Below are 11,554 nucleotides of genomic sequence, written 5' to 3'. Positions count from 1 at the left end.
CGAGGTGGTCCCACGCCTTCCCATCCCGAACAGGACCGTGAAACGCCTTAGCGCCGATGATAGTGCGGCATTCGCCGTGTGAAAGTAGGACACCGCCAGACGCCCCATACGAAAGCCCAGACCACAAGGTCTGGGCTTTTTGCTTTTGATCACGCTATCTGTTTGATCGATCCCTTTACTTCCCTGCGCACCGACCCAAGCATCACGCCGCCCAGGATCGCCGCGCCAGCCGACTTGGCCGCGCGAGGGGCGCCGCGATCACCGCGCGATTTTGTATCGACGAGTTGGATGTGATGTTGACTGCGGCACAGTCGGGGCTCGGCATCGCCAGACTGCCGACGTGGCTTGCCAGGGGGCGTTGCGGGCGGGGAAGGTGGTGACGGTCTTGAATCACTACGCCATTGCAGCCTATCCGGTGCATCTCGTTTGGCCCGAGACGCGTCAGATGCCGCGCAAATTGCGTATCGTCATCGATGCGTTGCTAGCCGACGCGCCGTCACGGCTGGGCGGCTAGCAACGCGCGATTCAACCTTGCTGCTTCTGCCATTCTTCCGGCGTTTGCGCCTTGACGATGGAAAGCGCGTGAATTTCATTGTTGAGCAAGCGTGTCTTGATGACCTCCTTGATCAGACGGTGGCGGTCGACCAGCCGCTTGCCGGCGAACGCTTCCGATACCACGGTGGCGTAGAAATGATGGCCATCGCCCTCGACGTCGAGGTGCGAGCAGTCGAGCCCGGCGGCGATGTATTGTTTGACTTGTTCAGCGGTAACCATGTGTGTTCCTGAAAGTAGTGCGCGGTTAGTGGCGCAATCTATAGCCAGACTTGATCAGTGCCAGCGCCAATGCCGAAATCACGATGAAACTCAGGCCGACCACGCCCAGGGCTAGCCATGGGTCGGTATCCGACTGAGCGAAAAAACCGTAGCGGAAGCCATCAATCATATAGAACACCGGATTGAAGTGCGAGACGGCCTTCCAGAATGGCGGCAGGGAGTTGATCGAATAAAAAACCCCTGATAAGAATGTCAGAGGCATGATCAAAAAGTTCTGAAACGCCGCCAACTGATCGAATTTTTCGGCCCAAATACCAGCGACGACGCCGAGCGCACCCAACGCGCCACAGCCCAGTGTGGCAAAAAGCAGCACCCAGAGCGGATGCGCCGGCCACGGCAGGCCGAACCAGGCGGTGATGACCAGAACGCCCAGCCCGACCACCAAACCGCGCACGATGGCAGCCAGCAGATAGGCGGCAAAAAAGTCGAGCGCGGTCAGCGGCGGCAAGAGCAAGAACACGATATTGCCGGTGATCTTGGACTGGATCAGGCTGGAGGAGCCATTGGCAAAGGCGTTTTGCGTCATCGACATCATCGCCAGGCCAGGAATGAGGAAGGTGGCGTAGCTGACGCCGGCATACACCTCGATATGACTGGCCATCGCGTGAGCGAAAATCAACTGGTAGAGCAGAGCGGTCAGCACCGGCGCGGCCACGGTCTGAAACGACACTTTCCAGAAGCGAACCAATTCCTTTTTCAGCAGCGTGAGGAAGCCTTGCATCAGTTGCCCCCCTGCATCATTTTGACGAAAACGTCTTCCAGATCGGTCTCGATCACGCTCAACTCCCGCACCTCCACACCGGCCTCGCGCAGTCTGGCCAGCACTTGTTCCAATTCGGCAATGTCGGCGAGCTGCAGCACGATGCGATCGTCCTCGACCCTGGATGGCCATTGCTGCAGGGTGTCGGGCAACGGCGCGGACAGTTTCAACGCCACTTCGCGGCGCGCACTATGTGCCAGCAGCTTGGTCTTGTCTTCCAAGGCGATCAGCTTGCCCTTTTTCAGCATGGCGATGCGGCTGCACAGCTCCTGCGCCTCTTCCAGGTAGTGCGTGGTGAGCACGATCGTGTGGCCCGCCTGGTTCAGTTCGCGCACGAAGTGCCACAAGCTTTGGCGCAGTTCGACGTCGACGCCGGCGGTCGGCTCGTCGAGCACGATGACGGGCGGGCGGTGCACCAGCGCCTGTGCCACCATGACCCGGCGCTTCATCCCGCCGGACAGAGCGCGCATGTTGGCCTGCGCCTTATCCGACAGTCCCAGCTTGAACAGCAGTTCGTCGATCCAGGCATCGTTACGGGTTAAGCCGAAATAGCCGGATTGAAATTGCAGCGTCTCGCGTACCGAGAGAAAGGGATCGAACACCAATTCTTGCGGGACGACGCCGAGTCGTTTGCGCGCTTCGCGGAAATCTCGCTGCACATCGTGCCCCATGACGCGCACGTGGCCGCTGTCTGGCCGGGTCAGGCCGGCGAGGATGCTGATCAAGGTGGTCTTGCCGGCGCCGTTAGGGCCTAGCAGGGCGAAAAACTCTCCGGGTTCGACGGTGAAGCTGACTTGATCGAGCGCGGTCAACGTACCGAAATGCTTACCGACCGAGTCGATCGAGATGGCGCTGGACATAGGATTCTATAATCGGCAAAGAGACGCGAATTATATTCGCATGACGGATAACTGTCAGTAATTATGTATTGGAAAAAGGTTAAAAAAGAATGAGTTGCCGGCATACGATCATACCGGCAACTCATGCTTGATGGGACGTTAGGGCTTAGCGCGGCGCCGACGCGTCGGGTTTGACGCTGGCCGGCGCGGAGCTCGGCGCGGCGTCCGGCGCCACCAGCTGATCGATGTCCATGTCGTCGGCGGCAGGCGTCGCCGCAGCGGGCGCCGATGCCTGGCTTCCTCGGATCTGCGCGGCGCGCAATTGCAGGAAGGCATCCCGCGTATAGCTGTAGGGGTCGATGGCGGCTTCGTCCACCGCATCGGTGACATCCAGCAGACGCTCGCGCTTGCTGACGAACAGCAAGCCAGCGGCCGTGTTGGCTGTGGCGGGGTCCTTGAACAAGATGCGGCGCTCTGGTCCGACATACAGCGTCGTGGCGGTGCCGAGTCCATCACGCACCGTGGATGGACCGAGTACCGGCAGCACCAGATAGCTGCTGTCTTTCCAACCCCAACGCGCCAGCGTGTCGCCCAAGGTGGTCTTGTTGTTTTGCAAGCCCATCGGCGTGGCGAAGTCGACCAAGCCGAACACCCCGAAAGTGGTGTTGACGGCCACGCGCATCAGATCGTTCATCGCCTTGACCGGCTGGACGCTCAGCACGTCGTTGACGAAGCTGTAGGCGTCGAGCAGGTTGTCGAAGAAGTTGTTGACCCCGGTGCGCACCGGTTGCGGCGTGACCTGCCGATAGGCCTTGGCGACCGGTTTGGCCACCGCCCGGTCCAGCTTGTCGTTGAACGTGTAGATGGAGCGGTTAAACGGTTCGAGCGGGTCTTGTGGATTGCTCGGATGGGTGGCACAGCCGGTGGCCAGCAAGAGGGTGCTGAGCACGGCAATCTGCGCGGCTTTCATCGGTCGTTTTCCGTTAAGGGTTGAATCAGCGGCTCGACGCCATATAGCGTGGCCAGCGCGGCCAAGCCTGCCGGCACGTGCTGCAGCCTCAATTTGGCGCGTTTCGTCTGTGCGGCGCGGGAAAGCTCGAGAATGAGCGCCAGCGCGGCCGAGTCGGCCATCTCGCTGCCGGCGAAATCCAGCACGAGTTGGCCATCCTGTTTCAGTTCGCCGCCGAGCTCACGCGCCAGCGCGCCGCAACGGTCCATATCGAGCCGGCCCTGCAGCTTGATCTGCATCGATCAGGCACCCGCTTGCTGCGCTGCCAGCTTGGCGTTCTTGTCCTTCAGCAGCTTGATCAAGCCGTCCACACCGGTGTTACGCACCTCGGTGTCGAATTGGCTGCGATAGGCGGTCACCAGGCTCGCGCCCTCGACGCTGACGTTGAAGACGCGCCATCCTTGGGTCGTCTTGTACAACGTGTAGTCGACCGAGACCGGCTTTTGACCGTTGCTGCTGTTGGGCAAGGTCACTTCGGTGTGCACGATGGCCTCAGCGCCGCTGTTATTCAGGATGGCGTTCGGTTTGACGTCGATTTGAGCATTCTTGTAACGCGTCATCGTGGACGCGTAGACACGCACGAGCAGGGTCTGGAATTGCGTGGCCAACTGATCTTGCTGGTCCGGCGTGGCGGTGCGCCAGCTCTTGCCAACGGCCAGGGCCGTCATGCGCTTGAAGTCGAACTTCGGCAGCACCATGGCCTCGACTTGCTCGCGCACCTTGCGCGTATTGTGGCCATCGTCCTTCTTCAGCGTCTCCATGACTTGTTTGGAGTTGTCGCGCACGAAATCGACCGGCGATACATCCGCTCGCGCGATAACCGGCATGGCCAAGGCAAGAAGGGGTAACAGGGTAAAGAACAGTTTCTTCATGGTATTAGTTCATTTCGCTAGTGAGATTCGATTTATTGGGCGGCGCTGGCGTTTTTGCCGCTGTTCGAGTCGCCCTTTTCGGCAAAGCTGAGCATGAATTTGCTGATCAGTTGTTCCAGGACCAGCGCGGACGAGGTGATGGTAATACGATCGCCCGGCTTGAGCGTATCCGGATCGCCGCCTTCGGTCAGGCCGACGTACTGTTCCCCCAATAGGCCGGAAGTCAGGATTTCGGCACTGGTATCGCGACTGAACTGGTAGTGCCTGTCGAGGGCCATCGTGACGTGCGCCACGTAGCGTTGCGTATCGAGCTCGACGTTGGTCACGCGTCCGACCACCACGCCGGACGATTTGACGGGCGCTTTGATTTTCAAGCCGCCGATATTGTCGAAGTCGGCGGTCAGCACGTAGGTGCTGTCGGCGCTCTGCGGCGTCAGGTTGGCCACTTTCAGCGAGAGGAAGACGACGCAGGCGATGCCGATGGCGACAAAAATCCCGACCCACAAATCAATAGTAGAGCGTTTCATTGGTTTTTCCTAAAACATGAAGGCTGTCAGGACGAAATCAAGGGCCAGAATCACCAGCGCCGAGGTCACCACGGTGCGGGTGGTGGCGGAGGATACCCCCGCGGCGGTCGGCGTGGCGTCGTAGCCTTCGAAGACAGCAATCAGTGTGACCGCGATGCCGAATACCAGGCTCTTGATCAGTCCGTTGACCACGTCGAAATGCAAGTCGACGGCGTTGTTCATCTGCGACCAGTACGTGCCGGCGTCGAGGCCAATCATGACCACGCCGACCAGGTAGCCGCCGAAGATGCCCATGACGTTGAACAGCGCCGCCAGCACGGGCATGGAGATGACACCGGCCCAGAAACGCGGCGCCACGACGCGGGCCACCGGATTGACCGCCATGACGCTCATGGCGTCGAGCTGTTCGGTGGTCTTCATCAGGCCGATCTCTGCCGTCATGGCTGAGCCCGAGCGGCTGGCAAATAGCAGCGCGGCCAGCACCGGGCCGAGTTCACGCAGCAACGACAATGCCACCAGCGCGCCCAGCGCATCGGACGAGCCGAAGCGCGCCAGCGTGTTGTACCCCTGCAGACCGAGCACCATGCCCACGAACAGGCCGGAAACGATGATGATGATCAACGACAGGACGCCGGCAAAATACACTTCGCGGATCACGAGCGAGAAGCGCATCAGGCTTTGGCCGGAATACATCAGAATCGAGATCAGGAAGCGGCTGGCGTAGCCCAGGCGCCAAATGGCGTTGATGCTGGTGTGGCCGAGTTTGCGCAGTGGCGAAATCAGGAAATCAAGCATGGCCGCCTCCCTCTACGCCCAAGTCGTCGGTTAGGCCACGATTGGCCGGATAGGCGAAATGCACTGGGCCGTCGGCCTCGCCGCGCACGAACTGCTGCACCCAAGGCGACGCCGCGGCGCGCACCTGTTCCGGTGTGCCTTCGGCGATGACCTCGCCGTTGGCGACGAAATAGACGTGGTCGACGATATCGAGCGATTTATGCACGTCGTGGGTGACCATGATGGCGCTGGTGCCCAGCGCGTCGTTGAGCTTCTTGATCAGCAAAGCGATCACGCCGAGCGAAATCGGGTCAAGCCCGGTGAACGGCTCGTCGTAGAGCATCAGCGCCGGGTCGAGCGCGATGGCGCGCGCCAGCGCCACCCGCCGCGCCATGCCGCCGGACAGTTCGGCCGGCATCAGTTCCTGGGTGCCGAAGAGGCCAACGGCGTTGAGTTTCATGAGCACCAGATCACGGATCATGCTCTCGGGCAAGTCGGTGTGCTCGCGCAGCGGAAAGGCGACGTTGTCGAATACCGACAGGTCGGTAAACAGCGCGCCGAATTGAAACAGCATGCCCATGCGGCGGCGATGGGCGAACAACTCGGCGTGGCCCATCTTGGCCACGTCCTTGCCGTCGACCAGCACTTCGCCTTGTTGCGGACGGAATTGACCCGAGATCAGGCGCAACAGCGTGGTCTTGCCACTGCCGCTGCCGCCCATGATCGCGACCAGCTGTCCGCGAGGGATGCGCAAGTTGATATTTTTCAGGATCAGCCGTCGATCGTAGGCGAAACTGACGTTCCTGAGCTCAATAAAAAAATCTGAAGGCACGAAGAATCCGATGTTTATTTTGGAAAGTGAACCAGCGTGCTTTTGTTCGGTATCAAACGTAATTTTATCGATTTAGTCCGATTTAGCCAAATGACAACGTTGTGAATGATGCCGGATAAGCCGCCGGAGGCTTTGCCGGCGGCCTTTTGCGATGCGTTTAGCTACCGCGCAGCAGTTCGTTGATGCTGGTCTTTGCCCGGGTTTTTGCATCGACCTTCTTGACGATGACGGCACAGTACAGACTGTAGCTGCCGTCCTTGGACGGCAGGTTGCCGGAGACGACCACCGAACCTGCCGGCACCCGGCCGTAGTGGATTTCGCCGGTTTCGCGATCGTAGATGCGGGTCGACTGGCCGATGTAGACCCCCATGGAGATCACCGAGCCCTCCTCGACGATGACGCCTTCGACGATTTCGGAGCGGGCGCCGATGAAGCAATCGTCCTCGATAATGGTCGGGTTGGCCTGCAACGGCTCCAACACACCGCCGATGCCGACGCCGCCCGACAAGTGCACGTTCTTGCCGATTTGGGCGCAGGAGCCGACGGTCGACCAGGTGTCCACCATGGTGCCTTCGTCGACGTAGGCGCCGATGTTGACGTAAGAGGGCATCAGCACCGCGTTCTTGGCGATGAACGAGCCCTTGCGCACCATGGCGTTGGGCACCACGCGGAAGCCGCCGGCCCGGAACTGCTCTTCGTGCCAGTCGCCGAATTTGGTCGGCACTTTGTCGTAGTAGCGGGTCACGCCGTCGTCGGTGACGACGTTGTCGCGGATGCGGAACGACAGCAGCACGGCTTTTTTGACCCATTGATGCGTGACCCACTGGCCATCGATTTTTTCGGCTACGCGCAGACGGCCGCCGTCGAGTTCGGCGATGACCTGGTCGATGGCGGCCTTGAGTTCAGGGCTGACGGTGGCCGGGGTGATGTCGGCGCGCCGTTCGAAGGATTCTTCAATCAGGGCCTGAATCGGGTGCATGTGTTGTCCTTGTCGCGGAGAGGGTGGATTCATAGTGGTCTCGGTAGTCAGTGGTTGACGAGTTGTCGAATTCGTTCGGCGGCCTCGACGCATTCGGCGAGCGGGGCGACCAGCGCAATGCGGACGTAGCCCCGGCCGGGATTGACGCCGTGGGCGTCGCGCGCGAGAAAGCTGCCGGGCAAGACGGTGACGTTTTCTTCGGCGAAAAGTCTGCGCGTAAAGGCCAGATCGTCGCCACCCGGCACCGCGAGCCACAAGTAAAAGGCGGCATCGGGATGGCGCGCGTCCAGACAGCCGGCCAAGATCGGCACCACGGCGTCGAACTTGGCCTGATAAGCGGCGCGATTGGCCTCGACGTGGGTTTCATCGTTCCAGGCCGCGATGCTGGCGGTTTGGATGGTGGGGCTCATGGCGCTGCCGTGATAGGTGCGGTAGAGCAGAAAGGCTTCAAGCAGACCGGCGTCGCCGGCGACGAAACCTGAGCGTAGTCCAGGAGCGTTGGAGCGCTTGGACAAGCTCGTGAACATCACCAGACGGCTGAAATCGCGTCCCAACTTGCGCGCCGCCTGCAAACCGCCGAGTGGCGGCTGGCCGAAGTGGATTTCCGAGTAGCATTCGTCCGAGGCGATGATGAAGCCGTAACGGTCGGACAGCGCGAACAGCGCGCGCCAGTCGTCGAGCGTCATCACCGCGCCAGTCGGGTTGCCCGGGCTGCAGACGAACACCACTTGGGCGCGTTGCCATACGTCTTCCGGCACGGTGGACCAGTCTGGCTGGAAGCCATTGTCGCTCGTGGCGTTGACGTACCAGGGCTCGGCGCCGGCCAACAGCGCGGCGCCCTCGTAAATCTGATAGAAGGGATTGGGCGAAATGACCACCGGCGTCTGCGGCCCCGAAGGATCGATCATGGCCTGCACAAATGCGAACAGCGCCTCGCGGCTGCCGTTGACCGGCAGGATCTCGCGCTCGGGGTCGGCTGCCACGCCGTAGCGGCGTTGCAGCCAACCCGCGCAAGCCTGGCGCAGCGCGGGCGCGCCGAGCGTCGGAGGATAGCTGGCGAGCCCGCCAAGCGCGCCCACGAGGGCATCGCACAATACCTGAGGGGTCGGGTGTTTCGGTTCGCCGATCTGCAGATTGATCGGCGACTTGCCCGACGCCGGCGTCACATCCGCCAACAGCGCGCGCAGGCGCTGGAACGGGTAAGGCTGCAGGCGTTTCAGTAAGGGGTTCAAGGTGTTCTCTCTGTCTCAATCGGCCAGCCTCAATTGGCCAGCATACTCAAATAACATCCCGCGCCCAAAGGTTCAAGCGCTTCATTCGCGAAATCAGGGTCGTCCGCGCCAATCCCAACGCGAGAGCGGCTTGGCTGACGTTGCCGCCGTGCATGGTCAGCGCGTGGGTGATCCAAGCAGCCTCCTGGCGCGCCAGAGCGACATCGAGTGTGGCGCCGGCGCGTTGTTCGCCCGCGTCGATCTCGGTGTCCTCCATGACGATATGGTCAAGCATGGCTGGATTTCCGCGGTGCAGCAAGATGCTACGCTGAATGGCGTTTTCCAATTCGCGCGCATTGCCGGGCCAGGTGTGTCGGCGTAACTGCCGCAGCGCGTCGGGACCGAGGGTGGTGACATCGGATTCAAGCCGTGCCGCGTGTAGTGCGATGAAATGACGGGCCAGCAGGTGCACGTCGTCCGGGCGCTCGCGCAACGGTGGAATGGCGATATAGCCGACGTTGAGCCGGTAGTAGAGATCCTCGCGCAACCGCTCCTGGCGCACCGCCTCGCGCGGCTGCTGGTTGAGCGCGGCTACCAGGCGCACGTCGGCCTGCTGGGTCTGCTGGCTGCCGAGCGGGGAGAAGCTGCCGTCTTGCAATACGCGCAGCAGCTTGCTTTGCAGCGATGTCGGCATCGAATTGATTTCGTCGAGAAACAGCGTGCCGCCATCGGCCAGCGCGAATAGGCCCTTGCGGTTTTCCGCGCCGGTGAACGCGCCGCGGGTGGTGCCGAACAGCGTGCTCTCCAGCAAGGTGTCGGGAATGGCGGCGCAATTCAGACAGAGCATGGGGCGCGCGGCGCGCGTGCTCATGGCGTGCGCGCGCCGCGCGAACAGCTCTTTGCCGGTGCCGGTTTCGCCATAGATCAGGATCGGTAAATCGGTGCCGGCGTAGGCGTCGATACGGTCGATTTGTTCGGCCATGCGCGCATCTGCGGTCAGGATTTCCGGCGGCAACGCTTTGTTGGCATCGACGTCGCGCGGCATGTCGCGCACGATGCGGCCGATTTCAATGGCGCCGATGAGTCGGCCATCGCGGCCGAAAATCGGCTGCGCGCTGTGGCGATAGTGCATTTTGTGGCCGCCGGGACCGTCATAGGCTTGATAACTGTCGTGCACGCCGCGCTTATCGCGCAGGCAGCGCAGCAAGGTGCTGTGTTCGGGGTCGAGCCAAGGCGTGGCCTCCAGGATAGGCCGGCCGAGCACCTGTGCCGGATCGACGCCGTCCATGCGCGCGCTGGCCCGGTTGTAGTAGACGAAGCGGCCGTCCCGGTCGATGACGGTGACGGCGCGGTCGAGATCGTCCAGGCCGTCTTTTAGACATTGCACGAGCCAAACCAGCTCATCCGCATGAGCGGATGTCGATTTTTGGTCTTTATGCATGGGATAAGCCCGTTTGCGATACGTCGAATTTTCGACGGCTGTCGAGATATCGACTTTATCCGCTGTTTCCGGGGGTGGGGTCAAGCAAAAATCAACGGAAAAACCGCCTCGGGCGTGCCAATGGGGCTTCGGTAGGAGGCATTTGCCTGGCATGGTTGTTGCACTGTTGGCAGGCATGCTTTTCAACCCTGTTGAGGAAATATCATGTTCAAGCACATTATCGTGCGCACGCCCTGTCGCGCGCTGATTGACGGACTGACTTCCGCCCACCTGGGCAAGCCGGTATACGAAAAGGCGCTGGCGCAGCATGACAACTATATCCAGGCGCTACGGCAGTGCGATGTGGACGTGACCATTCTGCCGCCGTCCGAGACCTATCCGGATTCGGTGTTCGTCGAGGATCCGGTGCTTTGCACACCGCATTGCGCGATCCTCAACCGCACCGGCGCCGAATCGCGCCGCGGCGAAACCGCCTTGATCGCCGAGACCATCCATCGCTTCTACGACCGGGTCGAGCGCATCGAGGCGCCGGGCACGGTGGAAGCCGGAGACATCATGATGGTCGGCAGCCATTTCTACATCGGCCATTCGGCGCGCACCAATCCGGAGGGCGCGCGCCAGATGATCGCCATTCTGGAGAAATACGGCATGACCGGGTCGATCGTGCCGCTGGAGAAGGTGCTGCACCTGAAGACCGGGTTGTCCTATCTCGAGCACAACAATTTGCTGGCTGCGGGCGAATTCGTCACCAAGCCCGAGTTCCAGACATTCAACATCGTCGAGATTCCAGAGTCCGAGGCCTATGCCGCCAACAGCATCTGGGTGAATGACCGCGTGATCATGCCGTCCGGCTATCCGGTGGCATTGGCCAAGGTCAAGGCGCTGGGTTACGAGGTGATCGAGGTGGATACGTCGGAATTCCGCAAGATCGATGGCGGCGTCAGCTGTATGTCGCTGCGGTTCTGATCGGCACCGGGTTCGGGGAGCATTCGCCCCCCGCCTCCAGGTTAGGGTGTTAATCGGCGGTCAACACCAAGCATCCCGCCACCTCGCGCAGGCGCGCGGCGTTTTTCAGGTACAACCACGACGACTGGGCATCGACCGGCATCGACGCCCAACTCAGCCGGCTATCGAAAATCAGCCGGCGCACGTCGGGGTTGGGGTGGGCTTGCCGCGGTTCGCACAAGACCGAAATCAGTGTCAGTAACTGCTGCTGACGCAGACGGCGGTTTGTCGGGGTGGAAGGAAGTGCATTAACATCGCAGATAGCCATCTGACTCTCCTTTAGGGTTAAAGAGTTGGTTGGTTAGCGGGCTCGGCGGTGATCTCAACACCCCGGGCCCGCGCCTTTGGCAATGTTCCGCCCAAAGCCCCACCAGATTAGTTTGCTCAACGGAAAACGGCAATTGGGCAGCTTGTCCGTAAATTCTGAAAGTTAAAATGCAAGGCGGGAGTAGAAGCAAAACCTTAACGGCG

15 protein-coding genes are annotated in these 11,554 nt (G+C 61.1%); 2 read left to right on the top strand and 13 right to left on the bottom strand.

The window, feature by feature from the left end; genetic code table 11:
* Nucleotides 1-376: 376 nt before the first annotated feature.
* Nucleotides 377-514, top strand: a complete 138-nt coding sequence (locus JOZ06_RS07980; RefSeq protein WP_293231049.1) for a hypothetical protein — start codon at nucleotides 377-379, stop codon at nucleotides 512-514.
* 11 nt (nucleotides 515-525) lie between these two features.
* On the opposite strand, the gene JOZ06_RS07975 is transcribed toward JOZ06_RS07980, so the two are convergent.
* The 12 genes from JOZ06_RS07975 to JOZ06_RS07920 all read right to left on the bottom strand — a co-directional run bounded on the left by JOZ06_RS07975 (nucleotide 526) and on the right by JOZ06_RS07920 (nucleotide 10,078).
* Entirely contained in the window at nucleotides 526-774 is a 249-nt protein-coding gene (locus JOZ06_RS07975; RefSeq protein WP_293231046.1) for a BolA/IbaG family iron-sulfur metabolism protein, read from the bottom strand.
* 25 nt (nucleotides 775-799) lie between these two features.
* Nucleotides 800-1,555, bottom strand: coding sequence for an ABC transporter permease (locus tag JOZ06_RS07970; RefSeq protein ID WP_293231043.1), 756 nt, complete (start codon nucleotides 1,553-1,555; stop codon nucleotides 800-802).
* Entirely contained in the window at nucleotides 1,555-2,454 is a 900-nt protein-coding gene (locus JOZ06_RS07965; RefSeq protein WP_293231040.1) for an ABC transporter ATP-binding protein, read from the bottom strand. Before JOZ06_RS07965 ends, JOZ06_RS07970 begins: the two co-directional genes overlap by 1 nt.
* Nucleotides 2,455-2,599: 145 nt before the next feature.
* Nucleotides 2,600-3,403, bottom strand: a complete 804-nt coding sequence (locus tag JOZ06_RS07960) for a VacJ family lipoprotein (protein WP_293231037.1) — start codon at nucleotides 3,401-3,403, stop codon at nucleotides 2,600-2,602.
* Nucleotides 3,400-3,681, bottom strand: coding sequence for an STAS domain-containing protein (locus tag JOZ06_RS07955; RefSeq protein ID WP_293231034.1), 282 nt, complete (start codon nucleotides 3,679-3,681; stop codon nucleotides 3,400-3,402). The genes JOZ06_RS07960 and JOZ06_RS07955 overlap by 4 nt, the downstream gene beginning before the upstream one ends.
* Before the next feature lie 3 nt (nucleotides 3,682-3,684).
* Nucleotides 3,685-4,314 (bottom strand): phospholipid-binding protein MlaC, encoded by a 630-nt coding sequence (locus tag JOZ06_RS07950; protein ID WP_293231032.1) that lies wholly within the window; start codon nucleotides 4,312-4,314, stop codon nucleotides 3,685-3,687.
* Nucleotides 4,315-4,346: 32 nt separating this feature from the next.
* The gene (gene mlaD / locus JOZ06_RS07945) at nucleotides 4,347-4,841 is read right to left on the bottom strand and encodes an outer membrane lipid asymmetry maintenance protein MlaD (RefSeq protein WP_293231030.1); all 495 of its coding nucleotides are present in this window, start codon (nucleotides 4,839-4,841) and stop codon (nucleotides 4,347-4,349) included.
* 9 nt (nucleotides 4,842-4,850) lie between these two features.
* Complete coding sequence (gene mlaE, locus JOZ06_RS07940; RefSeq protein ID WP_293231028.1) at nucleotides 4,851-5,636, bottom strand: lipid asymmetry maintenance ABC transporter permease subunit MlaE; 786 nt, start codon at nucleotides 5,634-5,636, stop codon at nucleotides 4,851-4,853.
* Entirely contained in the window at nucleotides 5,629-6,447 is an 819-nt protein-coding gene (locus JOZ06_RS07935) for an ABC transporter ATP-binding protein (RefSeq protein ID WP_293231026.1), read from the bottom strand. Before JOZ06_RS07935 ends, mlaE begins: the two co-directional genes overlap by 8 nt.
* Before the next feature lie 157 nt (nucleotides 6,448-6,604).
* Nucleotides 6,605-7,426 (bottom strand): 2,3,4,5-tetrahydropyridine-2,6-dicarboxylate N-succinyltransferase, encoded by an 822-nt coding sequence (dapD, locus tag JOZ06_RS07930; protein WP_293231023.1) that lies wholly within the window; start codon nucleotides 7,424-7,426, stop codon nucleotides 6,605-6,607.
* Nucleotides 7,427-7,473: 47 nt separating this feature from the next.
* A complete protein-coding gene (gene dapC / locus JOZ06_RS07925) occupies nucleotides 7,474-8,658 on the bottom strand; it encodes a succinyldiaminopimelate transaminase (RefSeq protein WP_293231020.1) in 1,185 nt (394 codons plus the stop codon).
* A 46-nt stretch (nucleotides 8,659-8,704) separates the two neighbouring features.
* Nucleotides 8,705-10,078, bottom strand: a complete 1,374-nt coding sequence (locus JOZ06_RS07920) for a sigma 54-interacting transcriptional regulator (protein ID WP_293231017.1) — start codon at nucleotides 10,076-10,078, stop codon at nucleotides 8,705-8,707.
* Between the two features lie 204 nt (nucleotides 10,079-10,282).
* Between JOZ06_RS07920 and ddaH the strand changes: the two genes are divergently transcribed.
* Nucleotides 10,283-11,044, top strand: a complete 762-nt coding sequence (gene ddaH / locus JOZ06_RS07915; RefSeq protein WP_293231014.1) for a dimethylargininase — start codon at nucleotides 10,283-10,285, stop codon at nucleotides 11,042-11,044.
* A gap of 49 nt (nucleotides 11,045-11,093) precedes the next feature.
* Here the strand turns inward: ddaH and JOZ06_RS07910 are convergent, their stop codons facing one another.
* On the bottom strand, nucleotides 11,094-11,351 hold the full coding sequence (locus JOZ06_RS07910) for a hypothetical protein (RefSeq protein ID WP_293231011.1): 258 nt from the start codon (nucleotides 11,349-11,351) through the stop codon (nucleotides 11,094-11,096).
* Nucleotides 11,352-11,554: the final 203 nt, after the last annotated feature.

The sequence above is a fragment of the Paludibacterium sp. genome, assembly GCF_019232825.1.
GTDB lineage: Bacteria > Pseudomonadota > Gammaproteobacteria > Burkholderiales > Chromobacteriaceae > Paludibacterium.
This window is presented reverse-complemented; position numbering and strand designations above follow the sequence as displayed.

Bases quoted from the DNA above. Each gene is read 5' to 3' on its own strand.
- JOZ06_RS07950 (WP_293231032.1), bottom strand. From the start codon at position 4,314: ATGAAGAAACTGTTCTTTACCCTGTTACCCCTTCTTGCCTTGGCCATG.
- dapD (WP_293231023.1), bottom strand. From the start codon at position 7,426: ATGCACCCGATTCAGGCCCTGATTGAAGAATCCTTCGAACGGCGCGCC.
- JOZ06_RS07960 (WP_293231037.1), bottom strand. From the start codon at position 3,403: ATGAAAGCCGCGCAGATTGCCGTGCTCAGCACCCTCTTGCTGGCCACC.
- JOZ06_RS07910 (WP_293231011.1), bottom strand. From the start codon at position 11,351: ATGGCTATCTGCGATGTTAATGCACTTCCTTCCACCCCGACAAACCGC.
- mlaE (WP_293231028.1), bottom strand. From the start codon at position 5,636: ATGCTTGATTTCCTGATTTCGCCACTGCGCAAACTCGGCCACACCAGC.
- JOZ06_RS07970 (WP_293231043.1), bottom strand. From the start codon at position 1,555: ATGCAAGGCTTCCTCACGCTGCTGAAAAAGGAATTGGTTCGCTTCTGG.
- JOZ06_RS07920 (WP_293231017.1), bottom strand. From the start codon at position 10,078: ATGCATAAAGACCAAAAATCGACATCCGCTCATGCGGATGAGCTGGTT.
- JOZ06_RS07965 (WP_293231040.1), bottom strand. From the start codon at position 2,454: ATGTCCAGCGCCATCTCGATCGACTCGGTCGGTAAGCATTTCGGTACG.
- mlaD (WP_293231030.1), bottom strand. From the start codon at position 4,841: ATGAAACGCTCTACTATTGATTTGTGGGTCGGGATTTTTGTCGCCATC.
- ddaH (WP_293231014.1), top strand. From the start codon at position 10,283: ATGTTCAAGCACATTATCGTGCGCACGCCCTGTCGCGCGCTGATTGAC.
- JOZ06_RS07975 (WP_293231046.1), bottom strand. From the start codon at position 774: ATGGTTACCGCTGAACAAGTCAAACAATACATCGCCGCCGGGCTCGAC.
- JOZ06_RS07955 (WP_293231034.1), bottom strand. From the start codon at position 3,681: ATGCAGATCAAGCTGCAGGGCCGGCTCGATATGGACCGTTGCGGCGCG.